This is a genomic window from Acinetobacter sp. 1294596, assembly GCF_000582925.1.
Taxonomy (GTDB): domain Bacteria; phylum Pseudomonadota; class Gammaproteobacteria; order Pseudomonadales; family Moraxellaceae; genus Acinetobacter; species Acinetobacter radioresistens.
The window spans coordinates 1-26,302 of sequence record NZ_JFCC01000027.1; the positions used below are offsets into that span (position 1 = coordinate 1).

The 26,302-nt window shown below is 43.5% G+C and carries 20 protein-coding genes and 2 pseudogenes; 11 read left to right on the plus strand and 11 right to left on the minus strand.

Annotated elements, in window-relative coordinates:
- Window positions 1-205: pseudogene (locus J502_RS10270) on the minus strand (alkyl hydroperoxide reductase subunit F); the annotation flags it as partial.
- Window positions 206-515: 310 nt separating this feature from the next.
- Between J502_RS10270 and J502_RS10275 the strand changes: the two are divergent.
- A complete protein-coding gene (locus J502_RS10275) occupies window positions 516-731 on the plus strand; it encodes a DUF1653 domain-containing protein (RefSeq protein WP_005406270.1) in 216 nt (71 codons plus the stop codon).
- A 46-nt stretch (window positions 732-777) separates the two neighbouring features.
- On the plus strand, window positions 778-1,362 hold the full coding sequence (locus J502_RS10280; RefSeq protein ID WP_005406438.1) for an O-methyltransferase: 585 nt from the start codon (window positions 778-780) through the stop codon (window positions 1,360-1,362).
- Between the two features lie 34 nt (window positions 1,363-1,396).
- Here the strand turns inward: J502_RS10280 and J502_RS10285 are convergent, their stop codons facing one another.
- Together J502_RS10285 and ahpC are read right to left on the minus strand one after the other, a co-directional pair.
- The gene (locus J502_RS10285) at window positions 1,397-1,603 is read right to left on the minus strand and encodes a KTSC domain-containing protein (RefSeq protein ID WP_005019605.1); all 207 of its coding nucleotides are present in this window, start codon (window positions 1,601-1,603) and stop codon (window positions 1,397-1,399) included.
- 183 nt (window positions 1,604-1,786) lie between these two features.
- Window positions 1,787-2,350, minus strand: coding sequence for an alkyl hydroperoxide reductase subunit C (gene ahpC / locus J502_RS10290; protein ID WP_005019607.1), 564 nt, complete (start codon window positions 2,348-2,350; stop codon window positions 1,787-1,789).
- A gap of 373 nt (window positions 2,351-2,723) precedes the next feature.
- On the opposite strand from ahpC, the gene hrpA reads away from it, so the two are divergent.
- Both hrpA and J502_RS10300 read left to right on the plus strand, forming a co-directional pair.
- Window positions 2,724-6,548: an ATP-dependent RNA helicase HrpA gene (hrpA, locus tag J502_RS10295; protein WP_502322086.1), complete on the plus strand. Its 3,825-nt coding sequence runs from the start codon at window positions 2,724-2,726 to the stop codon at window positions 6,546-6,548.
- Between the two features lie 30 nt (window positions 6,549-6,578).
- The gene (locus tag J502_RS10300) at window positions 6,579-7,688 is read left to right on the plus strand and encodes a beta-ketoacyl-ACP synthase III (RefSeq protein WP_005019614.1); all 1,110 of its coding nucleotides are present in this window, start codon (window positions 6,579-6,581) and stop codon (window positions 7,686-7,688) included.
- 94 nt (window positions 7,689-7,782) lie between these two features.
- On the opposite strand, the gene pdxR is transcribed toward J502_RS10300, so the two are convergent.
- Window positions 7,783-9,270, minus strand: a complete 1,488-nt coding sequence (gene pdxR, locus J502_RS10305) for a MocR-like pyridoxine biosynthesis transcription factor PdxR (protein WP_034684000.1) — start codon at window positions 9,268-9,270, stop codon at window positions 7,783-7,785.
- A gap of 250 nt (window positions 9,271-9,520) precedes the next feature.
- Here pdxR and J502_RS10310 point away from each other — a divergent pair, with 250 nt between their 5' ends.
- Complete coding sequence (locus J502_RS10310) at window positions 9,521-10,768, plus strand: aromatic amino acid transport family protein (protein WP_034684001.1); 1,248 nt, start codon at window positions 9,521-9,523, stop codon at window positions 10,766-10,768.
- 116 nt (window positions 10,769-10,884) lie between these two features.
- On the opposite strand, the gene J502_RS10315 is transcribed toward J502_RS10310, so the two are convergent.
- From J502_RS10315 to J502_RS10340, 6 genes are all read right to left on the minus strand, one after another.
- A complete protein-coding gene (locus J502_RS10315) occupies window positions 10,885-12,300 on the minus strand; it encodes an NAD(P)/FAD-dependent oxidoreductase (protein ID WP_005019620.1) in 1,416 nt (471 codons plus the stop codon).
- Between the two features lie 19 nt (window positions 12,301-12,319).
- Window positions 12,320-13,651 carry an APC family permease gene (locus J502_RS10320; RefSeq protein WP_005019621.1) on the minus strand — a complete coding sequence of 444 codons (1,332 nt, stop codon included), beginning with the start codon at window positions 13,649-13,651 and terminating at the stop codon, window positions 12,320-12,322.
- 195 nt (window positions 13,652-13,846) lie between these two features.
- Window positions 13,847-14,554: a cache domain-containing protein gene (locus tag J502_RS10325; protein WP_034684002.1), complete on the minus strand. Its 708-nt coding sequence runs from the start codon at window positions 14,552-14,554 to the stop codon at window positions 13,847-13,849.
- Between the two features lie 73 nt (window positions 14,555-14,627).
- Window positions 14,628-15,347, minus strand: coding sequence for a FadR/GntR family transcriptional regulator (locus tag J502_RS10330; RefSeq protein ID WP_034684004.1), 720 nt, complete (start codon window positions 15,345-15,347; stop codon window positions 14,628-14,630).
- A gap of 56 nt (window positions 15,348-15,403) precedes the next feature.
- Window positions 15,404-16,174, minus strand: a complete 771-nt coding sequence (locus tag J502_RS10335; RefSeq protein WP_005026659.1) for a nuclear transport factor 2 family protein — start codon at window positions 16,172-16,174, stop codon at window positions 15,404-15,406.
- A 17-nt stretch (window positions 16,175-16,191) separates the two neighbouring features.
- Entirely contained in the window at window positions 16,192-17,622 is a 1,431-nt protein-coding gene (locus tag J502_RS10340) for a gamma-aminobutyraldehyde dehydrogenase (RefSeq protein ID WP_034684006.1), read from the minus strand.
- Between the two features lie 384 nt (window positions 17,623-18,006).
- Between J502_RS10340 and gabT the strand changes: the two genes are divergently transcribed.
- The 3 genes from gabT to J502_RS10355 all read left to right on the plus strand — a co-directional run bounded on the left by gabT (window position 18,007) and on the right by J502_RS10355 (window position 22,156).
- Window positions 18,007-19,287: a 4-aminobutyrate--2-oxoglutarate transaminase gene (gene gabT, locus J502_RS10345; RefSeq protein WP_005406392.1), complete on the plus strand. Its 1,281-nt coding sequence runs from the start codon at window positions 18,007-18,009 to the stop codon at window positions 19,285-19,287.
- Window positions 19,284-20,732, plus strand: coding sequence for an NAD-dependent succinate-semialdehyde dehydrogenase (locus J502_RS10350; protein ID WP_005406326.1), 1,449 nt, complete (start codon window positions 19,284-19,286; stop codon window positions 20,730-20,732). Before gabT ends, J502_RS10350 begins: the two co-directional genes overlap by 4 nt.
- Window positions 20,733-20,884: 152 nt before the next feature.
- Entirely contained in the window at window positions 20,885-22,156 is a 1,272-nt protein-coding gene (locus J502_RS10355) for a Glu/Leu/Phe/Val family dehydrogenase (protein WP_005406255.1), read from the plus strand.
- Window positions 22,157-22,305: 149 nt separating this feature from the next.
- Here J502_RS10355 and dsbD read toward each other — a convergent pair whose 3' ends face one another.
- Entirely contained in the window at window positions 22,306-24,180 is a 1,875-nt protein-coding gene (gene dsbD, locus J502_RS10360; protein WP_034428826.1) for a protein-disulfide reductase DsbD, read from the minus strand.
- Window positions 24,181-24,469: 289 nt separating this feature from the next.
- On the opposite strand from dsbD, the pseudogene J502_RS10365 reads away from it, so the two are divergent.
- From J502_RS10365 to J502_RS10375, 3 genes and pseudogenes are all read left to right on the plus strand, one after another.
- Window positions 24,470-24,892 (plus strand): annotated as a pseudogene (locus tag J502_RS10365) (YeeE/YedE family protein).
- Window positions 24,889-25,302, plus strand: coding sequence for a DUF6691 family protein (locus J502_RS10370; protein WP_005019643.1), 414 nt, complete (start codon window positions 24,889-24,891; stop codon window positions 25,300-25,302). Before J502_RS10365 ends, J502_RS10370 begins: the two are co-directional and overlap by 4 nt.
- A 13-nt stretch (window positions 25,303-25,315) precedes the next feature.
- Window positions 25,316-26,188, plus strand: coding sequence for an MBL fold metallo-hydrolase (locus J502_RS10375; protein WP_005406491.1), 873 nt, complete (start codon window positions 25,316-25,318; stop codon window positions 26,186-26,188).
- Window positions 26,189-26,302: the final 114 nt, after the last annotated feature.

Below are 26,302 nucleotides of genomic sequence, written 5' to 3' on the forward strand. Positions count from 1 at the left end.
CTTTGGCCACACCAAAGCTTGGGCGGCGGCTGTGCTGGCCATCAAGGCGTGCAGTCACCTGATCAGACAGGGCGGCAATTTCATTGACCAGCTCTTTAATTTTATCTGACTTGTCAGAGCCATCTAAAGAGGCAACCAGTTCAATCGGGCTTTCCAGACGTTCGAGTAATGTTTTAAGTTGTGCTGAAGTATTTTGGTCTAACATTGCTAACTTCTCCAAAGGAGTCAATATTAAGGAATGAATTGATGATACTGCAAAGCTATTAATAGGTAAAACAATATGTTTTTATAAATACAATCGGTTTTAAGAATTGCGATTAAAGAATAGAGCCGGTTTTTCGGGCCTGTTCTGATCTTGTTTTTCATGACTTAGCTGTTTAGGCGGTGTGTAATTCGCTCGGTTCTCAATTGCAGGCGACGAGACAGTAAATAAAATATTTTACTTTCTTCATGCAGCAAATAAAATTTTTTATGGCATAGTCATGATTGTTAAATTTCTCTCGATGGAGTGCATCATGCAAATTACCCGTGGTATTTATCAGCATTATAAGGGACAGCTATACCAGGTTTTTTCTGTAGCGAAACACAGTGAAACACAAGAGGAACTGGTTATTTATCAATGTCTATATGGTGATTATTCAATGTGGGTTCGACCTTTAAGTATGTTTAAGGAAACGGTGGAGGTAGAAGGTGAAATCATTCCCCGATTTAAACTTATCCAGATCGTATAAATTTTAAATTTATAAAAAATTTATAATAAAAACAGGAAAAACTGCCATGGCGACTTCCGAATTTAATGCCTATATGGCTGAGCTCTATCAATCTTTCCAAGCTCATGATGCAGACCAGAATGACCGATTGCTGCGCTATCGAAATATTGAGCCAGAATCGGCTTACTATTTATCTATGCTAGTGCGTATTCAGCAACCCGAGAGATTGCTGGAAATTGGTACTTCTACCGGATACTCTACACTCTGGCTGGCAGAGGCGGCCAGAGCAACAGGGGCAAAATTAGTTACTCTGGAAATAGAGAAGGAACGGAGTCAGCAGGCACAGTGGCATGCACAAAAAATGGGATTAACTGATGTAATCCGGTTTTGGGTCGGAGATGCGCTTGAGTTTCTTCGCCACACTCAAGAACAGTACGATTTTATTCTACTTGATGCAGAGCGGGATGCCTATATTATCTACTGGCCTTATTTAAAGAAAGTTTTGACCCCAAAAGGGGTCCTGATTGTAGATAACGTAATTTCACATGCAGATCAGGTTAAAGATTTTATATCTTTACTTCAGCAGGAGCAGGACATGATGTTAACGACACTGGATCTAGGAGCCGGTATACTCATGGCAACACGAACCTGAATCTTTTATTTTCAAAACTTTAATGTACTGAAACTCACGCTATTGATAGCCGGTCAAAGTGCAAATTAAACTCCAGATATTTGTGAACAAAAGCAGTTTTGTCAGTAACGCGCATCATATTGTCATATACAAATGCCGGTACGGGGTGATAAAGCTCGCCTGTACCATTATTATAAAAAATTTTTAAATAACGTGAAGTAGAGTCATATTTCCAGTAAATAACAGCTAAAACTTGTGGCATAGGTTTCCTCCACGCTTTAGTTATATTTTCATTTATAATGCTTATAAGCTGACCATAGTCGAAATAAATCTTTCTGTGAGTATAAAATATGTTATTGCTGTGCTGGCTCGGCTATAGAATAAAATTCAAATAAAAAAACCGTCTCAAATGAGACGGTTTTTTATTAGCTTAATCTAATCAAGATTAGATTTTACCTACTAGGTCGATTGAAGGAGCAAGTGTTGCATCGCCTTCTTTCCATTTAGCTGGGCATACTTCACCTGGGTGAGCGTGAACGTATTGAGCTGCTTTTACTTTACGAAGCAGTTCAGATGCATCACGGCCGATACCGCCAGCATTGATTTCAACGATCTGGATTTTACCTTCTGGATCGATAACGAAAGTACCACGGTCAGCAAGACCATCAGCTTCGATTAATACTTCAAAGTTTTTAGCCAGAGTCCAAGTTGGATCGCCTACCATTGGGTATTCGATTTTCTTGATTTCTTCTGAAGAGTCATGCCAAGCTTTGTGAGTGAAATGAGTGTCAGTAGAAACTGAGTAGATTTCAACACCTAGCTGTTTGAATTCAGCATAGTTGTCTGCAAGGTCACCAAGCTCAGTTGGGCAAACAAAAGTAAAGTCTGCTGGATAGAAGAAGAATACAGACCATTTACCTTTCAGGTCAGCTTCAGTAATTTCGATGAACTGGCCGTTCTGATAAGCAGTTGCTTTGAATGGTTTAACTTCAGTATTAATTAAGCTCATCATTGTCTCCATGATTGAGTGTTAGCATTTAAATTTCATGATCTAGAATAGATAATTTTTTATCATTGGTAAAATAGTATTTTTACATTGCTTAAATCGGTAAAACAAATTAAGCCATTTCTATTTTACCTAAGTCTTGTCCGGTTCATTTTTTAAGGCGAAATCTAGAGCCAGACGGGACAAGCATTTTTGCTACGCATATAACATGCCGTCGGACCCTTTAAAATTCAAGGGTTAAAATGAAAAAAACACTAAATATATTAAAGTGAGAATTCTTTCACTGGATGTCATTACGGCGTAAAATAGACAGTTCGTATTTTTATATCAGGAATTGCGCTCGGTGCTGAGTCATTTAAATGTAGATCAACTGGTCATGGCGCGGGACTCTTATCGTTTAAATCGGCTAGGTAAAGGTAAAGATGCAAATCCCAAGCAGTATCAGGAACTTTTTGAAAAATCTAACGCCAAGGTGCGGGCACGTGTAGAACGCCTCCCGAATATTAAACTGAATCAGGATTTGCCAGTCACGCAATATGCGGACAAACTGATTGAAGCAATACAAACGCATCAGGTCATTATTGTGGCAGGGGAAACCGGCTCTGGTAAAACAACACAATTACCCCAGATAGCAATGCTGGCAGGCCGCGGCCTGACGGGAATGATTGGTCATACCCAGCCGAGACGTCTGGCAGCGCGTAGCGTGTCACAGCGTATTGCTGAAGAAGTGGGTGAAAAGCTTGGGGAATCCATTGGCTTTAAAGTCCGTTTTAATGAACAGGGCTCACAGGATTCTATAGTCCGGTTGATGACAGACGGAATTCTGCTGGCTGAGCTGACCCATGATCGTTATCTGACTAAATATGACACGATTATTATTGATGAGGCGCATGAACGTTCACTAAATATTGACTTTATTATGGGCTACCTGAAGCAGCTCATAAAAAAACGTCCTGATTTAAAAGTCATTATTACCTCGGCAACACTAGATGTAAATCGGTTTAGTCATTACTTTAATGGTGCACCAGTCTATGAAGTGGAAGGCCGGAGTTTTCCGGTTGAGGTACGTTATCGTCCGATTTCCGACCTGAACATTGCAGGAAGTGATGATGATGAGTTTGATGACTTCGAAGAAAATTTACCACGTGCAGTAGTTCAGGCTGTAGAAGAGTGCTTCAAGGATGCAGAAGAAAAAGGTCATCCGGAACATGCAGATATCCTGATCTTTTCAAGTACAGAACAGGAGATTCGCGAACTTCAGGAAACTCTGGAAAAACATGGTCCACGGCATACAGAAATCTTGCCACTGTTCGCACGCCTGGGTTTAGGTGAACAGCAGAAAATTTTTAATCCGGGAGGAAAGGGCCGGCGCATTATTATTGCTACTAACGTGGCAGAAACGGCACTGACTGTTCCTAATATTCGCTATGTGATTGATAGCGGTTTTGCCCGTATTTCCCGCTATAGTTATCGCTCGCGCGTACAGCGCTTGCCGATTGAAGCGATATCGCAAGCTGCTGCAAACCAGCGTAAGGGGCGCTGTGGCCGTATTGCGCCTGGGGTCTGTATTCGTCTGTATAGTGAAGAAGACTTTTTAAGCCGGCCAGAATTTACAGAACCTGAGATCAAGCGGACAAACTTGGCTTCAGTCATTCTGCAAATGCAGAGTTTAGGTTTAGGAAATCTTGAAAATTTTGACTTTATTGAGCCGCCTGACCACCGCCTGGTTAATGATGGACGTAAGCTGCTCATTGAACTGGGTGCACTAAACGAGAAAAAAGCTGAGCTGACTAAAATTGGTCAGATGATGGCACGTATGCCAATTGATCCAAGACTTGCCCGCATGATTCTGGGTGGGGCACACTTCGGTGCGTTAAATGAAGCTCTGATTATTGTGAGCGCACTGGCTGTACAGGACCCACGTGAGCGACCTGCGGATAAACAGACTCAGGCGGATCAGAAACATGCTTTATTTAAAGAAGCTGATTCAGATTTTCTATTTTATTTGAAGCTCTGGTCAACTTTAAAAGGCAACAAGGATAACCAGCTAAGTGAAAATAAACGTCGCGCATTTGCACGTCAGCATTTTTTAAGCTGGCTACGTTTACGTGAATGGAAACAGACTCATAAACAACTTGTTGAACTGGCTGAAGGCTTAAAGCTGAGTTTTAATGATAAACCTGCCAGTTATGAAAACCTGCACCGAGCCCTGCTAACCGGATTACTTTCCTTTATTGCCAACAAGACTGATGAAAAAAATGTCTATATGGCGGTGCGCCAGCAAAAGGCACGAATTTTTCCTGCTTCTGTTTTACATAAGGCGGGTGCATCTTGGGTAATGGCTTTTGAAATGGTAGAAACTTCACAGGTCTATCTACGGACATTGGCTAAAATTGAACCGGAATGGATTTTGCTAGCAGCCCGTGATTTGCTGAAGCATCACTATTTTGAGCCACACTGGTCGAAAAAAACAGGTATTGTAAATGCCTATGACCAGATTTCGCTATTTGGTTTAATTATTGAGCCAAAACGCCTGACCAATTTTGAAAAAGTTGATCAGGCAGCAGCTCATGAGATTTTCCTGCGAGATGCTCTCACAACCGGTAACCTGGGCATTATACCGCCATTTCTAAAACATAACCTGCTTAAACTTGAAGAAGTAGAGCGGGTAGAAGACAAGCTGCGCCGACGTGATCTGGTTGTAGATGAAGAAACTGTCTATCAGTTTTATGCTTCTAAAATTCCTTCTGAAATTGCCAGCCGACGCAGTTTTGAAGACTGGCTGGCTACAGTTGAGGCCAAAGAACCGCGTTTCTTATATGTCGATGAAGAGTCACTCTGGCTGAATGACCGTCCGACTACACAGCAGTTTCCGGATTATCTTCAAAATGGACAGTTACGTTTGGCTGCAAGTTACCGCTTTGACCCAAGCCATGATGAAGACGGGGCTACAGTAAAAATTCCATTACAGGCATTAGCGCAGGTCAATGAAGAGATCTGGTCTTGGGGAATTCCAGGCTGGCGTCAGGAACTGGTTGAGGCCTTGCTTAAATCTTTGCCAAAGGATAAACGACGTAATCTGGTGCCGATCACGGATACTGCACGCAAGTTGCTGCGTGAGGTACAGGATAAGGATTTGCAGCGTCATGTTCTGAATTATCTGACATTTGCCTTGCGGGGTGAACAGATTACAGAGAAGGATTTTTCAGTTGAACGGATTGATCAGTACCTGATTCCTTTTATCAAGGTAACTGATGAAAAAGGCCGAGTGATTGAAAAAGGACGTGATCTGGCAGAGCTAAAAGCACGTTGCCGTCAGGAAACCCAGCGACCGGTAAAACAGCTGAAAGGTGAATATAAAACTTTTCCGGAAAGCTTTATTTTTGAAGCCACTCAGAAAGTAACAGGCGTAGTGATAAAACAGTATCAGGCTCTGGTTCCGGTAAAAAGCTTTAGTGAGATAGAAGCTAAAGATGAATCAGGTGTTGTTATACAAAGTTTTAATGATCAGGCCGAAGCCATTAAACAGCATCGTGAAGGAGTAATTCGTCTGATTCACATGCAGTTAGGTGACCTGATACGTCAGCTTAAAAAGCAGTTGGGTAAGCCTCTGGCTCTGGCTTATTCGCCATTAGGTGACCGGGCCAAACTGGAGCAAATGCTGGTATATGCGACTTTGCAAATGGCATTAACTGAACTGCCGGTGAATGCCGAAGAGTTCCAGAATGTACTGGCAGAGGTTAAGGGAAATTTCCTGAGTTATGGCCAGCAGGCTTTGGCAGCACTCAGCGATATTTTTATTCAGTGGCAAGATATTCGCCGTAAACTGCTCGTGCTTGATCCGGAAATTTTTGGGCGTAGTATTGATGATATTGAAGATCAGCTTGACCTGATGCAACTGGGCGATTTCGTTTATACCCAGCCGCCTGAGGTATGGGCAGAATTTCCACGTTATTTGAAGGCCTTGGTTCTGCGTCTGGAGCGTTTGCCTAATAACCTGCAACGTGATGAAGCTGCTATTGCCCAGGTTGACCCGTGGATGGACAAGTTATTCAGTGTCCGTAACAATCCGAAATCTATAGACTTTTACTTTATGCTTGAAGAATTACGTATTTCCCTGTTCTCCCAGCCTATGAAGACCAAAATACCTGTTTCTGCAACTCGACTGCAAAAACTATGGGATCGGCTCGGAATCAGTTAAAATACCGTCATTCTTTAAAAGGAGTTTTACATGGGCATCCGCATTACTGGTACTGGCTTGTTTCATCCTGAAAATGTCATTACCAACGAAGAGTTAGTTGAAAGTTTAAATGCTTATGTGGAACAGTATAACCTAGAAAATGCTGAAAAAATTGCTGCAGGTGAACTAGAGCCCCGCCGTGGTTCAAGTGCTGAATTTGTTGAAAAGGCATCAGGCGTCAAGCGTCGTTATGTGTCTGAAAAAACTGGTATTCTTGACCCGAAACGTTTGCGTCCACATTTGCAGGAACGTGCTGATGACCAGCTGTCGTTACAGGCAGAGTGGGGCGTAATTGCTGCCAAGCAGGCGATGGAAAATGCTGGTGTTACACCTGAAGATATTGATGTCGTGATTCTGGCATGTTCAAACATGCAGCGCGCTTACCCGGCAGTTGCTATTGAAATTCAGACTGCTCTGGGAATTCAGGGGTATGCCTATGACATGAACGTGGCATGCTCTGCAGCGACCTTTGGCCTGAAACAGGCTCATGATGCCATTAAGACAGGCGCGCGTCGTGTATTGCTGGTCAATGTTGAAATTACATCTGCGCATTCTGATTTCCGTTCACGTGACAGTCACTTTATTTTTGGTGATGTAGCGACTGCTTCTATTATTGAAAATACAGACAGCAAATCTGGCTTTGAAATTCTGGACACACAACTGTTTACTCAATTTTCCAACAATATTCGTAATAATTTTGGTTTTTTAAATACTAGTGAAAATGCCAATATTGATGACAAGCGTTTCCGTCAGGATGGCCGCAAAGTATTTAAGGAAGTATGTCCGCTGGTCGCAAAAATGATTACTGCTCAACTTGAGAAAAACAGTATTCAGCCTAATGAAGTAAAACGCTTCTGGTTACATCAGGCCAATGCCAGCATGAATGAATTAATCTTGAAGCTGGTAGTAGGCAAAGAAGCAGCCCAGCCAGGGCTTGTTCCAATTATTCTGGATGAATTTGCCAATACTTCTTCTGCCGGGGTCATTATTGCCATGCACCGCACAGCACACGAAGTAAACGATGGTGAATATGGAATTCTGTGCTCGTTTGGTGCAGGTTATTCTGTAGGCTGTATTCTGGTACAAAAGCACGTAGTATAAAAATATCTTGTTAAACTCTTAAGAAGGGTACAGTTTAGGCTGTGCCCTTTTTATTGCATTTGTATAGTGAGTAAAAGGGTAGCTTTAACCCGGCTCAAAGTGCAATCTGATGTTCTTTTAGACATTGTCTTAATACGCTAAATGCTACAAGCATGTCTTTCTCCTTTACACAGGCGAAGCCCAGTAGCAGTCCGGCTTGTGAGCGGGTTGCATCCGAATAATAGCGTGATAAAGGTCTTACTTTGACACCACGCGAAAGGGCCATTCTGGCAATTGCAACGTCATCACTATGCTCTGGCAGCTTGAGGACCAGGTGTAACCCTGCTGCATGACTAAATTCATGAATAAACTCTGTGCCCAGATAGCGCTCAATCAGTTCAATTAGAAATGCACGGCGTTTACCATACAAAATTCGCATCCGACGGATATGAGCGGCATAATGACCTTCTTGAATAAATTCAGCCAGTGCCCGCTGTGTAAGTAAATGCCCGCCCCGATAAAGCTCGGCAGCTACCGTTTTCAGTGATTCGACCAGACTTTTAGGAATGACCATATAACCGATCCGTAAAGCCGGGTAAATCGTTTTACTGAACGTTCCCATATAAATGACGGGCGTATTTTCTTCCAGTCCCTGCAAGGAGGGAAAAGGCTGGCCGGAAAAGCGAAATTCACTGTCGTAGTCATCTTCAATTATCCAGCTGCCGTGATAACGGGCCAGGTTTAACAGTTGTCGGCGTCTGGATACGCTCAAGTGCGAACCAAGCGGATACTGATGTGAGGGAGTAACAAAGATCAGTTTAGGAACGGAAGACGTATGATCAGGAATAAGACCTTCATGATCAACGGGTACCGGATTAATACACAGTCCATTGATCCGTAAAATATTACGCGCACCCCAGTATCCCGGATCTTCAATCCAGACCTGATCACCGGCATCGCATAAAGAGCGTGAAACCAGATCTACTGCCTGATGAATACCTTCAGTAATTAGAATCTGGTCAGCCTCACAGCGTACAGAGCGCGCAACCCGCAAATAATCTGCTAATGCCTGTTTAAGTTCAAGACAGCCCCCGTCATTGCTATAGATGAGCCGTGAAATTTCCGGCTGGCGGCTTAAACGGTTCAGAATCCGACCAAACTCGGCGTGTGGAAATTCGGTAACGTCTGGTGCGCCTGGCACAAAAGCACCCCACTGATAGGGGGATGCGGCTGCACTTTCAAGAAATGCAGTACCACGCTTAGACAGATGCTTTAACTGTTGCTGGTTGGGCTGTTCTGCCAGATGTTCATGTCCCGGTACCGTCAGATAGCTCTCCGGCAGGTTTTCAGCGACCCAGCTGCCACGTCCCGTATGTGCCTGAATATAACCTTGTGCCTGTAAATGCTCATAGGCATTCAAGATAGTATTACGTGAAACCTTGAGTTCATGAGCCAGATCACGCGAAGCCGGTAGCCGTGTTTTAGGCGGTAAAATACCTTCTGTGATGGCATCACGTAAACAGCAGAATACCCGGTGATATAGAGCTCCCTCGGTCTGTTTCTGTAAGCGCTGTAACAGATGGTCTCCTAACAAGCTAAGCAATTGGCTCTCTCCGGTTTATTAAAAATGGCTCTCGTTTCTGGCCCCATAAAGCATGAAATTATAAAACCTTATGGATGGGCCAGCAGGTTCAACCCTGGAGCTGAACATATACTCAGGCTTAATTTACTGAAATTCAAGGGTCTTAAAACAAGCAGGATTGATCAGAAGATGAATCTGAACCCGTTATAAAAGCATAACAGGAAATTAGAAACCTAAGTCATCAAGGACTATAATTTATAAGGAATTCATCATGTCAGAAGAGACCATACAAGGCGCAGTACCTTTTACCGTTGCAGAGTGCAAAGAAGCGCCTGTCAAATCTTTAAGTTTTCTGGAAGGCGTTGCAATGATTGTCGGCACCAATATTGGTGCAGGTATTCTTTCTATAGCCTATGCAGCGCGTAAGGCAGGTTTTATGCCCTTGCTATTCTGGTTAATTGTCGCTGGTATTTTGACCACCATTACCATGCTATATGTTGCCGAGTCAACATTAAGAACCCGGGCACATCTGCAACTAAGCGGCCTGTCCGAGCGTTATGTAGGTGCTTTAGGCTCATGGATTATTTTCGCAGCGGTTTGTGTTAATTCAATGGGTGCATTAATCGCCTATATGAGTGGTAGTGGTGAGCTGCTGAATTCGCTGACCGGCCTGCCAAGGTCACTCGGCAGTCTTATTTTCTTTATTCCCGCGGCAGGAATATTATGGCTCGGGTTAAAAGCGATTGGCCGTAGTGAAAAAGGAATCTGTATATGCATGGTTGCTATGCTGGCAATTTTATTCGGTGCGACATTGCTCAATGAAAAAACCCAGTTTGTAAATCTGATGCAGGGCAACTGGATCTATATGATTCCAGTATTTAATGTCGTGGTGTTCTGTTTTTCTGCCCAATATATCGTGCCAGAAATGGCACGTGGTTTTAGTGATAAGCCTGAGCAGCTGCCAAAAGCTATTATTACCGGTATGGTAATTACATTTATTCTGCTGGCTGCGGTACCGATGTCCGTGATTGCTCTTAGTGGTCTGGATAACATTACCCAGGTAGCAACTTTAAGCTGGGGCAAGGTACTGGGTAATTGGGCCTTTTTCTCTGCTAACCTGTTTGCCTTGTTTGCAATGCTGACTTCGTACTGGGGGCTAGGTGGCAGTCTGGTTACAAATATCGGTGATCGTTTTAAACTGGCAATTCATACCGATATGAAAAAGCGTCTTCTGGTCATGGCCATTGTAACTCTTCCACCATTTTTGCTGGCTTATAGCGGTATGGTCTCTTTCGTTAATGCTCTTTATATCGCGGGAACATTTAGCGGTGTAGTCCTGTCTATCATGCCCATGCTTATTTTAAAAGGTGCGCGTGCGCGTGGAGATATTCAACCTTCATGGACATGCAGCTCTGCCATTACTCACCCGGGCATTAAAATTCTGATTATTCTTATCTATTTTGCCAGTGCTGTTTATGCTATTGCTGCATTATTCAAATTATTGCCAGCTGGCTGGTAATTTTTATTGTTTCTAAACCTTAACTGCTCATTTATGAAACCGGTAAAGCGATTTGCTTTACCGGTTTTTAATGATTTTAAGCTGGAGAAAACTATTTATATTTCTTAAATAAAATATTAAAAAGACACCATTTTACCTGGATTCATTAAAGCTCCCACACCATAAGCACTTTTTGCAATTGGAATCACAACAGGGGCCAGAGTGCGCGCAAACAGGATGTTGGCATGATCAATCTGGGTGAGCATTTTAAAATCACTAGATTGACCAATAAAATCTGCTGCAATGGCTTTACCAATACGCACAGTCTGGGCAACACCGTGGCCACTCCAGCCATGCACGGCATAAATTGGAAACTTACTCCCGAACTTACGGCTGTCTACAGCACCATTGACTGTCAAATCAGTGGTACCACTCCAGACAAAATCGATTTCAACCTGCTTGAGCTGTGGGAAAACTGTATGAATACGATTTTTTAAATAGTTCAAGGTCTTCTCTGGTGACCAGCAGCTACCTGTACCTTGTCCGCCAAACAACAACCGGTTCTGTGTGACCGGGCGATAATAGTCAATCTGAAATTGGGTGTCGTAAACCGGATGCTCCTCAGGCAGAAGCTCATGAATATCAAGCTCAAGCGGAGCAGTGGTACTAACGTAAGTATAGAAGGGAAGCGTCGTCTGTTTTTTCTGTGGAAGCAACTTAAATGATGCATGATGTACAGCCATCACTACACTTTTACGTGCCTTGACTGTACCAGTTGCTGTTCTGACATAAACGCCGTCTTCGGCTTCTTCAATTGCAATTACTTCAGTCTGTTCATACACGATACCCCCATTTTTGCAGAAGGCATAAATCAGGCCACGGTTTAGAGCAAGTGGATGAATCTGGCCGCCTAACTCATCAATCAGCCCGCCGGTATAATAGTCTGATTTAATGTATTCACCTAATTCGTGTTTACCTACAATACGTGTATGGTCTTCACCCAGATATTTACGGGCATCTGCGCCTTGGGTAAGACCAACCAGATGACCTTGATGAACCGCAGCAGTAATGTGTCCCCGTTTTCGCTGAAAATCCAGACCGTATTTTTCAGAGATTTCATCAATTAACCGCATCGCCTCTGTAGAAGTAAAATGCCAGAGTTTTTTTGCATCTTCATAGCCAAAATGTTCTGCCATTTCACCTGCTTCCCAGCGGGCCAGACCAGGTGTCAACTGGCCACCATTACGCCCCGAAGCGGCACTACCAACACGATTTTTCTCAAGTATAACAGTTTCGACCCCCTGTTCAGCCAGATGTAATGCAGTAGAGGCGCCTAGCAGGCCTGAACCAATGACAACCACATCACATTCACAATCAGTTTGCAGGGCATTAAATTCATGCCAGTCTGCCAGAGAACTTTCATAGTAATTTGCCGGATGGTCAGCCTGTAGATGACGGGGATTAACCCAGTTCCATTCTTTACCTGCCTGTTGAGTGGTTGACTGCTTAAAAACAACATCATTTAATATTATAGGTTTAGATATATTTAACATGGCTTTTGACCTCAATGAATTAATAAACATTGCTGATAGCAATATTCTGCTTTTTAAATTTTTTGTAAAAGAAAACGGAGATACCGGCCAATAACCAGATACAACCAAATATCAAGGAAGAATGATCCAGATTGAACCAGAGGCACAAGATGGCACAGACCGAAATAAATGGTAAAACCAGGTTGAGGAACTTATTTCTGAGTCCTCTGCGTTGCTGTTTTTTAATATAAAATTGCATAAATACTGAAAAATTCACCGCAGTAAAGGCGACCAGAGCACCAAAACTGATCAGGCTAACGACTTGGGCGAGATCCAGAAAAGCTGCACTCATTGAAATGAGGCCGACAAATAATACCGAAAAAAGTGGCGTACCGAGTTTAAAGTGAACTGCACCAAAGAATTTACGCGGGAAAATACCATCTCTGCCCATGATATGCAAAAGCCGCGAGGCACTGGCATGGGTAGCAAGGCCGGAAGCAAAGGTATTCATAATCTGCCCACACAGGAAAACCGACTGAAAAAAGGCTCCACCTACATAAAGCACAATTTCTGGCAGGGCTTCACTCGGATTATTGAAACGGACATTGCTGGGAAAATAAAGCTGGATAAACCAAGATGCACTAATAAAGATCAAACCGCCAATAAGGGTGGTCATCAGTACCGCACGTGGGATATTCCGCTTCGGGTCTTTGGTTTCAGCAGATAATGTCGTGACTGCATCAAAACCTAAGAATGAAAAACATAAAATTGATGCGCCAGCGATAAGTGGTAAAAGCTCATGATCTCCATTCCATAAGGGCGTAAGAGTCAGAACATGCTCATAACCTTGAGAAGAGCCTATACCCTGAATTACCAGATAAACAAATATAACCATGAGAATAATAGGCGCAAAAACAAAAGCCAGACTTAAGTTGGCTAATATGTTGATACGAAAACAATTCACCAGCGTGACAGCACTTGCAGAAATCATGACCCAAGCCCAATAAGGAACATCTGGAATCAGGGCAGTGAGGTAAATGGAAGCGAGTAACACATTAATGAGCGGAAGTAGGAGATAATCCAGCAGCGCGCACCAGCCAACAAAAAAGCCGTATTGTGGACCACAGCTTTCAGCAGTATAGGTATATGCTGAACCTGCTTTTTCAGATTCACGACTAAAACGCGCATAACTCCATGCAGTTAGCACCATTGCAATTAATGCCAGTATATAAGCTAAAGGTACGTGTCCATCGGTAACACCCGAAACAATGCCAAAGGTATCAAATACCGTCATCGGAGTCATGTAGGCAATACCAATAATAATGACTTGCCAGAGGGTCAGTTTTTTTAAATTTACAGTAGTTTTTTCCATATTATAAAAGCCCTTATATTTCTGTTTGCTACCCTGCAATTTTTAAGCCAGTCACTGATATGTTGCTGATATAAATAAAATAAGCATAAAGAATATGTGCCCAAACTTTTAAGTTCAGGTTCTTGTAATTTATAAGGTGGCTTGGCTTCTAATCAGAGGCTCAATTTAAAGCCTTTACCCATAACTGGTTTAAAGCTATAAAACCAGTAGCTGCAAGGGCTGGGATGACCGCACAATTGTACTAGCCATAGGCGTATGTCTCACCAGAGTACCCGTGCGAAAACCTTTTGTGTTGGAGGTAATTACACGGGCTGTATCATTAATAATTACAGCAGCCTGCTTGATTTTGCGAAGGCTAGGCAGAAAAACTTTTTCAAGTGAAGAGACCAGTAAGTCAATAGCAATTACCCCTACAAACTGGCTTTGTACCATTACGGGATAGGCTGTGGTAATTGTGTAGGCACCGTTACAGATATAGTCGACATAAGGCCCTTGAATATAGGGCTGTTTACTGCATGCTGGCTGTTGAAACCAGTCAAAGGACCGGAAATCGAGAAAACGCTGGGCATTCTGGTAGTTTTCAAGTTTAGCCTGTTGCAGTTCATCACCTTTTTTAAACCACCATTCCAGTGTCCAGTAATCTTTTTCTTCCTGGTTTTCGGGAGTATATCCTGCAAAACCAATCCCATGGGTATAAGTCGATTTTTCTAATGCAGCCTTAATTTCATATTGTAAAGCTTGACGCTCCTCAGTCGACAGTTTAATACCGCGACCCGGATCTATTATACGTCGAGATAAAATATGGCTGGGCTGCTGGGCCAATTGCTGTGCAGTTGAAGTGGTCTCACTTATAACCTGCTCGAGTAACATCTGGAGCTGTTCTATATATAATTCTGTTTTCATTCCTTTATATCCTTGTCCTTGTTATTTCACCGTCTGGATAGGAACATGCAACGTTCCGGTATATCTATTCTTGTTATGCGATGGACAGTTTGTACTCAAGCATCTGGTCAGTCAGCATTGAGATAATTTTTTTGGTGTGCAGTGCTGCCTGAGCTTCATCTGCCTGATCTAGCAATGGCAATAATTGTTGATACTGCTCAACTACATCTATATGAAAGTCTGTATCCTGATAAAGTATCGCAACCAGAGGGGCCCACTCTGCCTGAATAGAAAGCTCCTGATTGGCTAGTCTTGAGGACTGTGCAAACGAAGTTAGAGTTAACAGACAGCGCATATCGGTTTGTGCGCGGGTATCCGGTTGTATAGCCTGTGCAAACAAATGGATCAGTTCCTTCATTTTTGAAAGATCTTGTGTTGTCGTGCGCTGGGCAGCCAGATATACACTATGGCCAAGAATGGCGCTATGGTATTCGCCCAGATCTGCCAGATAATCACTGCTGGCCTGCCGCAAGGGATGCTGCTCTAGCAACAGATCAGGAGAAATTTCACAGATAAAACTTCCACCGTTACGTCCACGTCGCGTATCAATCAGGCCTTTTACTCTCAAGGTGTTTAATGCTTCACTAACCGTAATAGGTGATACTCCCATAAGGCGGGCCAAATCGGCCTCATTTGGAAGCTGTTCATTACTTTTGAGCAGACCGGAAATGATTGCATTTTCTAGCCGTCCTACCACCTGTTCCGAGCGCGTGGCCTGCTCGATAGGCGCAAATATAATGGTGTGTGCTGTCATGGCTAACTCTCTTTAAAGCCAGGCATAAAATACCCGGCTCAGGAAGCGGCTAATCTTTAAAATACGCCATAGCGATGTACAGCCTGGTCATCTTGGGGAACTGGAGCAATTGCATCCCAGAGTTCAACGATTTTACCGTCTTCTACACGCCATAATTCAAAATAGGCATGACGTGTACCTGCAATACTTCCTTCAGAGTGGGTCAAGACAAACTGGCCATCGGCAATGGTGCGATGAATTTTCGAGTATAGCAAACCTTGACCTTCGTTACGGATTTTGTTGAGGAAATCGATCACTGCTACAGTACCGTCGCCAATATCAGGACTATGCTGCTGAAATAATTCGCCGTTAGCATAATCTCTGAAGCCTTCATAATCACCTTCAATCAGCGTACGGGTAAAAAATTCTTTTACCAGTGACCGGTTATGTTCTTCCTGACCAGTCTTTGCTACCTCAGTGGGCCCATCAAGCTGGGTACGGCCACTAAGATTGGCTGCTGCTTCAGGTACCAATCCGTCCCAATGTTCTACAATTTTGCCATCTTTAACCCGGTAAATATCAAAACCGACCAGTGGCTGTTCATCTAGCCCTTCAAAGCGTCCATGAATAGCGACCAGATCGCCATCGGCCAAGATGCGAACAGCTTCATGTTTAAGATTTGGACAGTCTTGTACCAGTTGACGCAAACCAGAAAGCCCATCTGCGACCAGAGGCGAGTGTTCAATAAAGTCTGCCGAGAAGTAACGTTCAAGCGCACTGGTGTCATGCAGGCTGAACAGTTCATGATGCGCAGTTCCGACCAGTGCTTTAATTTCCTGTTGATTCATGTTTAGCTCCAGCCTGACTAGTCGTTTGAACTCATTACGTGCTTGATACGGGTATATTCTTCAAAACCGTAACCTGACAGGTCTTTACCATAACCTGATTTTTTGAAGCCGCCGTGTGGCATTTCAGCAGTCAGCGGAATATGCGTGTTGACCCATACTGTACCAAAATCAAGTTCGCGGCTGAGACGTGTAGCACGCCCGTGATCTCTGGTCCATACACTTGAAGCCAAGCCGTATTCAACATTATTGGCTTTATAAATGGCATCTGTTTCATCACTAAATTTTTGTACGGTAATCACTGGACCAAAAATTTCATTTTGAATTGCTTCATCCTGCTGTTGCAGACCGGTAATCACTGTAGGTTCAAAATAATAGCCTGGACGGTCAGCATGATGACCACCAGTTTCAATTTTGGCATGTGAGGGCAGACGTTCAATAAAGCCTGTCACATGTTTAAGCTGGTTGGCATTATTGAGTGGGCCATATAAGGCATTTTCATCATCTGGTTCACCGAACCGAGTGTTCTTTGCAGCAGCCACCAGTTTCTGCACAAATTCGTCATGTACTGCTTCAGATACAATTACTCGGGTTGCGGCGGTACAGTCTTGCCCGGCATTAAAGAAGCCGGTCATGGCTATCATCTCAGCCGCCTTGTCGAGGTCGGCATCTTCAAAAACCAGAACCGGAGCTTTACCTCCAAGTTCCAAGTGAGCCTTGGCAAGATTGGCCGCAGCAGAGGCTGCCACCTGTAAACCGGCACGCACTGAACCGGTAATCGATACTAAGGCTGGAACTTTATGTGAAACCACCTTGGAGCCTACATCTGCCTTACCTAGCACCACGTTAAAAGCGCCTTTTGGAAAAAATGGTGCTGCAATTTCTGCCAGCAGTAAAGTGCTTTCCGGTGTGGTATCACTAGGTTTAAGCACAACGGTATTGCCTGCAGCCAGTGCAGGTGCAATTTTCCAGACAGCCATCATGAGTGGATAGTTCCAGGGTGTTACCTGACCGACTACACCCACTGGCTCACGGCGGATACTGGACGTTAAGCCTTCCAGATATTCAGATGTTGCTGTCCCTTCCAGTAAACGTGCTGCGCCTGCAAAAAAGCGGATCTGGTCCGCACATATTGCTACTTCTTCAGAAGCGATCAGATGCTTAAGCTGTCCAGTATTACGGCTCTGTGCTTCAATTAGGCGGTCTGCATTGGTTTCAATAGCATCGGCCAGGCTTAGTAAAGCTTTCTGGCGTGCAGAGGGCGTAGTCCGTCCCCAAGTTTTAAATGCTTCTTTAGCAGCAGCATAAGCGGCATCTACTTCTGCTTCAGTTGCATTAGGCGACTGTGCATATAGTTCTCCAGTTACCGGACTGATCAGATCAAAATAATTATTGTCTTGCGGTTCAGAATATTCACTATTAATAAAATGTTTTAGTTTTACAGCCGTCATTTTTTACTCTTCCTTGGTTATAAAATATTATATATAAAACTATATGTATTATGTTTTATTTAAACTGTCAAATTATTTTTTTAAAAAGAAATAAAAGCAGGAGTAAGCAAAAAAATTTATCTAATTATTTTAGTAATTAGTAAGTAACTAAAAAGATTAACTTAATTTTTAAAAACCTAACATAACCTTGAAGGGAAAATAATTTTTTTATCTAACCTATTAAGATTCTCTATTTTTTATAGCAAAACAGATTGGCTCCTAAAGAAGAACAAGAAATGGCTCTCGTCAGAATTGGGTAAAAGGGTGAGATTAAAGCAGTCATCAGTCGTCAGACAAGCCTAGAGCAGGAACTGACGGTGCTTAAATAAAAATGAGGTACAAAAAATGGATTCTAAACATACTGATATTAACAGCCGCAAGCAGCAGGCCACTCCACGCGGTGTAGGCATTATGTGCTCATGGTATGTAGAACGTGCAGAGAACGCCACTCTGTGGGACATGGATGGGCGTGAATATACTGACTTTGCAGGCGGGATTGCCGTACTGAACACTGGTCATCGCCATCCGAAAGTGATTGCAGCAGTAACTGAACAGCTCGGCAAATTTACTCATACGGCATACCAGGTTGCACCTTATGAAAGCTATGTATCTTTAGCTGAGCGTATTAACCAGCGTGCGCCTATTGAAGGGCCAGCAAAAACAGCTTTCTTTACCACAGGTGCAGAAGCTGTAGAAAATGCGGTCAAAATTGCCCGGGCTGCCACCGGTCGTTATGGCATTATCACATTTAGTGGCGGTTTTCATGGCCGTACTTTTATGACTATGGCAATGACGGGTAAAACAGCACCTTATAAACGTGATTTTGGTGTCATGCCGGCAGGTGTATTCCATGGCCGCTATCCATCGCAGTCACAGGGAATCAGTGTGGACGATGCAATGGAAAGCATTGAAAATATTTTCAGTACTGACATGGTACCTCAAGATGTTGCCGCTATTGTACTTGAACCGGTACAGGGGGAAGGTGGTTTCAATGTCGCACCTCAGGAATTTCTGGTGCGTTTGCGTGAGCTCTGCGACCAGCACGGTATTTTACTGATAGCCGATGAAGTGCAGACCGGTTTTGCCCGTACCGGACAACTGTTTGCTATGCAGCATTACAGTATCAAGGCAGATATGATTACTATGGCTAAAAGCCTCGGCGGCGGTTTCCCGATTTCTGGCGTAGTGGGTCGTGCCGAAATAATGGATACCCCGAACCCGGGAGGACTGGGCGGTACTTATGCTGGTAATCCGCTGGCTGTAGCGGCTGCACATGCAGTAATTGATGTGATCGAAGAAGAACAGCTTTGCGAGCGTGCACATGTACTGGGTTCACAGCTCATCAAAACCCTGGAACAGCTTAAAGTTACCAGCTCCATGATTCAGGATATACGTGGTCTGGGTTCTATGGTCGCGGTAGAGCTTGAATATGCTGAGCAGGCAAAAGCGATTCAGGAATATGCCATGAGCCAAGGTCTTTTGCTGCTGACTTGTGGTAAATCAGCGAATGTTATCCGTTTTCTATATCCACTCACTATTCCGGCTGAACAGTTCCAGAAAGCTCTGGATATTCTGAAAGCCGGTTTCACAGCAGTCACCCAGCAAAATCTGGAGCGCTCTGCATGATCCAGCAAAATTTACAGTATTTACTGGACCATCCCGACATCACTTTTACCCAGCCTTCAGCTGATCATTATATCTGTGTACAGGATGCTGCTACAGGAGAACAGCTGGCTTGGGTCAGAACTTATGACCGTGTGGCTATAGAAAATGCTATTCAACGTGCTGAACAGGCACAGGCTGTCTGGAAACAGCAGACTGCCCTGCAAAAAGCTGATCTACTGTGGAACTGGTACCGCCTGATGCTCAAGCATCAGGAGGATCTGGCACAGATCCTGACTGCCGAACAGGGTAAACCGCTGTCAGAAGCACGGGGCGAGATTAGTTATGCTGCATCTTTCATCCGCTGGTTTGCTGAGCAGGCTCGTCGTGTAGATGGAGAGGTTTTGACATCATCTCAGGCACAGCAACGGTTACTGGTAATTAAACAGCCAATCGGAGTAACAGCGGCAATTACACCCTGGAACTTTCCGGCCGCCATGATTACCCGCAAGGTAGGACCAGCACTTGCTGCGGGTTGTTCAATGCTGATTAAGCCAGCAGAACAGACGCCACTTAGTGCTTATGCACTGGAGGTTCTGGCATTACAGGCAGGTATTCCAAAAGATGTCATGATTACACTGAGCGGCGAATCAATTGAAGTTGGCCAGACTTTATGCGAAAGCGACGTTGTCCGCAAGCTGAGCTTTACCGGTTCAACCGAGGTCGGCCGCATTCTCATGAAACAGTGTGCGCCAACAATTAAAAAGCTGTCACTCGAACTTGGGGGGAATGCGCCGGTTATTGTATTTGATGATGCCAATCTGGATCAGGCTGTAAAGGGAATAATGGCTAGCAAATTCCGTAACAGCGGCCAGACCTGTGTATGTGCAAACCGTATTTATATACAGGAAGGTATTTATGATGCAATCAGTGAACGTGTGATTGCTGAAGTTGCCAGGTTAAAAGTGGGTGACGGCCGACAGTCTGAAATAACACAAGGCCCACTGATTGACGAAGCTGCAATTGAGAAGGTCCAGTCGCACATTGAAGATGCCGTTAGCAAAGGTGCAAGCATCCGTACAGGCGGCAAACGGCTAAATCAAACCAGCACATTTTTTGAGCCAACCGTTTTAACTGGTGTCACTCAGGAAATGAAAATTTCTCGTGAAGAAACTTTTGGTCCACTGGCTCCATTATTCAGTTTTAGTACTGAAGAAGAGGTAATCCAGATGGCAAACAACACAGAATTCGGGTTAGCTGCTTACCTGTTTACACAAAGTACAGCCCGGCAGTGGCGTGTGGGGGAAGCGCTGGAATACGGCATGGTAGGCATCAATACTGGCCTGATTTCAACAGAAGTTGCTCCTTTCGGTGGTATAAAACAGTCAGGGCTGGGGCGCGAAGGCTCGCAGCATGGGATTGATGAATACCTGGAAATGAAATATTTATGTGTTGATATAAGTAACTAAAATTCAAAAATATCACATAGCCTGAGTGGTGGAAAATTTTTTCATCTCTCGGGCTATGTTGATATATGTTAAAGGTTCTTCACTTCTATATAGAAGTCCACCACTATAAGAACTTCTCCCATGCACATTAGAATTTCCTGAAGGAAACAGTTATGTCTAATCTTTCTTATATTAATGAAGAGGCAGGCGCCTGGAATACCTATCTGGCCCAGATTGATCGGGTGGCTCCATATCTGCAACATCTTGCTGATTATATTGATACTTTAAAACGTCCCAAACGTGCTCTTATTGTCGATGTGCCCATTGTAATGGATGACGGAACCATTCGGCATTTTGAGGGCTACCGGGTACAACATAATCTGTCCCGCGGTCCGGGGAAAGGAGGTATTCGTTACCATCCAGATGTGGATCTGAATGAAGTCACCGCGCTGGCTGCCTGGATGACCATTAAAACAGCTGTAGTCAATCTGCCTTTTGGTGGTGCCAAAGGCGGGATTCGAGTTGATCCGCGCGCTTTATCAACCCGTGAACTGGAACGGTTAACGCGTCGTTATACCAGTGAAATTGGCCATATTATTGGCCCACAAAAAGATATTCCGGCTCCTGATGTGGGCACTAATCAGAATGTCATGGGCTGGATCATGGATACTTATTCATCAAATAAGGGCTATACAGTGACGGGTGTAGTTACGGGCAAACCGGTCCATTTAGGGGGGTCACTGGGACGTGTCAAAGCTACTGGCCGTGGTGTGTATATTACCGGACGTGAGGCTGCCAAAAAAAATAATCTGGCGATTGATGGTGCTAAAGTCGCCGTACAGGGGTTTGGTAATGTGGGCAGTGAAGCAGCAAATCTGTTCGCACAGGCAAATGCCAAGGTGGTATGTATTCAGGACCATACCGGTACGATCCTGAATAATAATGGTATTGATCTGGACGCTTTACGAATTTATATGGAAGAGCATCCAGGTGTACTCGGTTTTCCAGGTGCTACGCCTATAACTAATGACGAGTTTTGGGATGCTGAAATGGATATCCTGATTCCGGCAGCGCTTGAGGGACAAATTACTGTTGAACGTGCTGAAAAATTAAAAGCCAGGCTGGTTTTGGAAGGCGCAAACGGTCCGACCTATCCTGAAGCTGATGACGTGTTGCTGCAACGGGGCATTACGGTGGTGCCAGATGTTATCTGTAATGCCGGAGGGGTAACTGTCAGTTATTTTGAATGGGTACAGGATATTTCAAGCTACTTCTGGACTGAAGAAGAAATTAATCAGCGTTTGGATAAACTGCTTATTCAAGCAATTCATGATGTCTGGAATACTGCTGAGGCCAAGAAATGTACTCTGCGTACCGCTGCCTATATTCTGGCATGTGAACGAATTCTGATTGCACGTAAAGGTCGCGGCATCTTCCCGGGTTAACTTTTAACCGGCAGATAAATACTAAAACCATTGTGAGAAAAACCCAAACAGGATCTATAGATTGATCAGGTTTGGGTATTTAACAGTCAAAAACTATTTGTAAATTAGTATATAAATAAGCAAATAACTTTACCGTTTTAAGATTCAAATTAATTCTCTGTATGCCTGAGCTGACGAATGAGTTGCTCGGCATTAAATGCACCGGTTAGACGGAGCTCACGTTTTTCCTGCCCATCCGGCTGTAAAAACAGAACCGTTGGAGGTCCCAGAATTTCCCGTTCAGATAAAATCTCATCCTGAGAAGGCTGATAATGAGACAGGTCAAGTTTGATTCTTTGCCATGATTTTAATGCTCCTTGTACATCTGCACGTGGCGTAATATCGCGCTCGATAGGCTGGCAAGCAACACACCAGTCCGCATACACATCAATCACGATAGGACGCCGAATTTGACGGGCTTTGGCCAGTACTTGATTTAATTCTTCAGCATTTCGTACTATCTGCCATGCATGAAGTTCAGAGGCATGTTGTTCGGCATTTAAAGATGACAGAGCATTTTTTATATTCCATCCACTTATGCCAATCAATAACGCTGCCAACAAGCAGGTCAAAATCTTGGCTTGCCCCTTGTTCTGCTTTCGGGTGATCCAGCCCAGATAAAGTGCGAGGGCCAACAGTAAAACTGCAAATAGAGAATAATATAATGTCAGAGAAAGTAGAGGCCGGATAAAATATACTGCCATCATCAGCATAATAAAGCCAAAGCTGAATTTGAGCCGCTCCATCCACAGTCCGGGTTTAGGCAGGAAGCGGGCACCAAATACTGCAGCAATAAATAAGGGCAGACCGATACCCAGGCCGAGCATAAACAGGTACAGACCGCCCAATAATGGACTTTGTGTCTGTGAAACAAATAAGAGTGAACCGGCTAAAGGCGCACTCATGCATGGGCCAACAATCAGGGCTGAAAGGACCCCCATCACAGCAGCGCCGTAAATGGTTCCACCAGTCTGCCGGTTCTGGATACGGTCCAAACGCTGTAAAATACCTTGGGGTAGCGACAGCTGAAACAGGCCAAGCAGATTGAGTGCAAATACTACAAATAGCAGTGCAAAGCCAATAATCACCGGTGGACTTTGAAACCAGCGCTGAAAACTGTAACCAACCCCAGCCACCAGCATGCCCATTAATGCATAAACCAATGCCATACTGACAACGAATGCTGTAGCGATAGGAATAGCCCGGTAACCTTTTTTACGCTGCACGATAATGCCTGACAGAATTGGAATTAAAGGTAAAGAACAGGGCAGGAAAGCCAGAAGTATTCCAAAAATAAAAAAGATCAACAGATTAAGTAGCCAGGAATCCTGCGAGAAAAGATTTAAAAATACCTGATCATTATTCCATTGATTTGACCATAAAAAAGAGCTATCTGAAGTATTTTTAGAACTAATAGATTGATCTGTATCGGTATTTATAACTTCCAGCTGTTGGGCTTTATAAATTGAGGACTGCCCTGCATCAGAAAATGAATCAATATCCTTACGGCTAACAAGCGTCGGATTTTGTTGTGCCGATTCGCTACTTGTAAACGAAGCCTGAGTATTATCAAGCTGGAGCAAGCCGTTTTTTTGAGACTGTAACTGCGGAAAAAGTCCATCCTGATCAGTGGTCAAGGTAGTACGTTGTACAGGATAACACAGCCCGTCTGCCGAGCAGCCCTGCCAGCTGATCTGATAACTGGTCTTTGGCTTCACCTGAATTTTAGCTGCAACCTGATGATAATGAACCTCTGTAATTCCAAAGGTTGGATCATTTTTCTTTGTACCTTTAGGCAGTTCAATGTTTAATGGCTGCTGGCCAACCATAACCTTGAACTGGTTATGATACAAATAATAATGTGGTGCAATATTCCATTGTAGCAGGGCTTCTTTTTGTGAAACTGATTCAGCCTTGAGCTGGAAGGCCTGTGCGGCAGGCAGAAAACTAGCATTTGCCAAAGCGCTAGTACTGACTATGCTCACAAAACAGGAGAGTAAAATTTTTCTAACGTGCACTTCTATTCATAGGGGAGGCTAAATATTTAATTGTATTATGCCTGTCTTAAAAACAAGACGCTATGAACAGTTTTGTTATTCATTTTCAAGCAAACTAGTTATAAAAAACGAATAAGCTCATTATAAATTTCTATTTATTCCAAGTTTTATTAAAAAAATAGATATAACAAATATATAGGAAATTATTAAGATTTAATAATTGATTAAAATATATATTTATATTATATATAAATATATATTGTTATTTGGTGGACCTATGATTCAGGACTATTGGCTTGCCCTACTTGGTGGAGCATTACTTGGCTGTTCGGTGATCGGCTACCTGTGGGTCAATGGCCGGATCGCTGGTATCAGTGGGCTGATTGCACAGGTACTTAATCCCGCTACTTTATGGAAAACACCGGCTCTCTGGTTTTTGCTCGGCCTTATATTAACGCCTTTTCTATATAGCTTATTTGTAATACCAGAGATTTAATTGAATGCCTCGCCCTGGATGATGATTATCGCCGGGTTGTTAGTAGGCTTTGGTACCCGTCTAGGTTCTGGCTGTACTAGTGGTCATGGTATCTGTGGTATTAGCAGGCTTTCCAGACGCTCAATGGTTGCAACATTAAGCTTCATGCTCGCAGGTTTTATCACGGTTTATCTGCTTCGGCACGTTCTGGGAATACAGTCATGAAAAATATTTTGGCCTTTATATTTGGTAGTATTTTTGCGCTTGGGCTGAGTATTTCAGGAATGGCTAATCCTGAAAAAGTACTGGATTTTCTGGATATCACTGGTACATGGGACCCAAGTCTGGCTTTTGTGATGATAGGTGCCATCTTAGTGGCCATTATTCCGTTTCAGAAAGCGCTACGTTCTGCCGAGCCTAAAACTGTATTCCATGAAACAATAGAACTACCCACCAATCAAAAAATTGATTCTAAACTCATCATGGGTGCGCTGATTTTTGGTATGGGCTGGGGTATAGCTGGAATTTGTCCTGCACCAGGACTGACCCTGATCGGCCTTGGCCATTATGAATCACTCTATTTTATTTTAGCGATGCTGGCCGGTGTATTTGTTCATCGCAAATGGTTTGGATAGGAGAGCGAATATCATGACAGTAGAACCTCTGGTTAAGGCATTTTTTGATAATGATACCAATACTTTCAGTTATGTAGTTACTGATCCTGTCACAAAGCACTGTGCTGTCATTGACAGTGTGATGAATTATGATGCAGCTTCAGCTTCCATGCATTACCAGCAGGCTGATGAAATTTTGCATTATATTAAACAGCAGGGCTTAACGGTTGAATGGATTCTTGAAACACATGTGCATGCTGATCACATGACAGCTGCGCCATATATTCAAAGTAGTGCAGGTGGCAAAATTGCCATGAGTAAAAAAATCTCTGTAGTGCAGGAGACTTTTAGCAAAATTTATAATTTTGAGCCTGAATATTTTAAGGTTCATCATCCTTTTGATTATCTGTTTGAAGATGGTGAAAAGTTCAAAATTGGCGAACTTGAAGCCTACAATATTCCGACGCCAGGGCATACACCTGCCTGCCTGAGTTATGTCATCGGTGATGCTGTTTTTGTAGGAGATACCTTATTCATGCCAGACTACGGTACAGCACGTTGCGACTTTCCAAACGGCAGTGCTGAACAGCTGTTTGATTCGGTACAGGCTTTATATCAATTACCTGATCATACCCGGGTATTCCTGTGTCATGACTACAAGCCAGAAGGCCGGGATGAGTTTGTACATGAAACGACTATTGGTGCGCAGAAACATGGCAATGTCCATATTCAGGAAAATACCCGCAAACAGGACTTTGTAACTATGCGCACCCAGCGCGATGCCAAATTATCTATGCCTAAACTAATCTTGCCAGCGATTCAGATCAATATGGATGGAGGACAATTACCAGAACCGGAGGCAAATGGGGTACGTTATCTGAAAATCCCTCTTAACTTCTTTAATTAATTTTGCTAAAGACCTCTACCTATAACAGGAAGAAACTCGTAAAGACTAGTAATGCCAGAACTTAAACTCATCTGAAAATTCTGGTTCTGGCCAGGCAGCATTAAAAATTTTTAT

Coding starts and splice junctions, on each gene's coding strand:
- J502_RS10275 (WP_005406270.1), top strand. CDS start 516: ATGCAAATTACCCGTGGTATTTATCAGCATTATAAGGGACAGCTATAC.
- J502_RS10280 (WP_005406438.1), top strand. CDS start 778: ATGGCGACTTCCGAATTTAATGCCTATATGGCTGAGCTCTATCAATCT.
- J502_RS10285 (WP_005019605.1), bottom strand. CDS start 1,603: ATGCCACAAGTTTTAGCTGTTATTTACTGGAAATATGACTCTACTTCA.
- ahpC (WP_005019607.1), bottom strand. CDS start 2,350: ATGAGCTTAATTAATACTGAAGTTAAACCATTCAAAGCAACTGCTTAT.
- hrpA (WP_502322086.1), top strand. CDS start 2,724: ATGGCGCGGGACTCTTATCGTTTAAATCGGCTAGGTAAAGGTAAAGAT.
- J502_RS10300 (WP_005019614.1), top strand. CDS start 6,579: ATGGGCATCCGCATTACTGGTACTGGCTTGTTTCATCCTGAAAATGTC.
- J502_RS10310 (WP_034684001.1), top strand. CDS start 9,521: ATGTCAGAAGAGACCATACAAGGCGCAGTACCTTTTACCGTTGCAGAG.
- J502_RS10315 (WP_005019620.1), bottom strand. CDS start 12,300: ATGTTAAATATATCTAAACCTATAATATTAAATGATGTTGTTTTTAAG.
- J502_RS10320 (WP_005019621.1), bottom strand. CDS start 13,651: ATGGAAAAAACTACTGTAAATTTAAAAAAACTGACCCTCTGGCAAGTC.
- J502_RS10325 (WP_034684002.1), bottom strand. CDS start 14,554: ATGAAAACAGAATTATATATAGAACAGCTCCAGATGTTACTCGAGCAG.
- J502_RS10330 (WP_034684004.1), bottom strand. CDS start 15,347: ATGACAGCACACACCATTATATTTGCGCCTATCGAGCAGGCCACGCGC.
- J502_RS10335 (WP_005026659.1), bottom strand. CDS start 16,174: ATGAATCAACAGGAAATTAAAGCACTGGTCGGAACTGCGCATCATGAA.
- J502_RS10340 (WP_034684006.1), bottom strand. CDS start 17,622: ATGACGGCTGTAAAACTAAAACATTTTATTAATAGTGAATATTCTGAA.
- gabT (WP_005406392.1), top strand. CDS start 18,007: ATGGATTCTAAACATACTGATATTAACAGCCGCAAGCAGCAGGCCACT.
- J502_RS10350 (WP_005406326.1), top strand. CDS start 19,284: ATGATCCAGCAAAATTTACAGTATTTACTGGACCATCCCGACATCACT.
- J502_RS10355 (WP_005406255.1), top strand. CDS start 20,885: ATGTCTAATCTTTCTTATATTAATGAAGAGGCAGGCGCCTGGAATACC.
- J502_RS10370 (WP_005019643.1), top strand. CDS start 24,889: ATGAAAAATATTTTGGCCTTTATATTTGGTAGTATTTTTGCGCTTGGG.
- J502_RS10375 (WP_005406491.1), top strand. CDS start 25,316: ATGACAGTAGAACCTCTGGTTAAGGCATTTTTTGATAATGATACCAAT.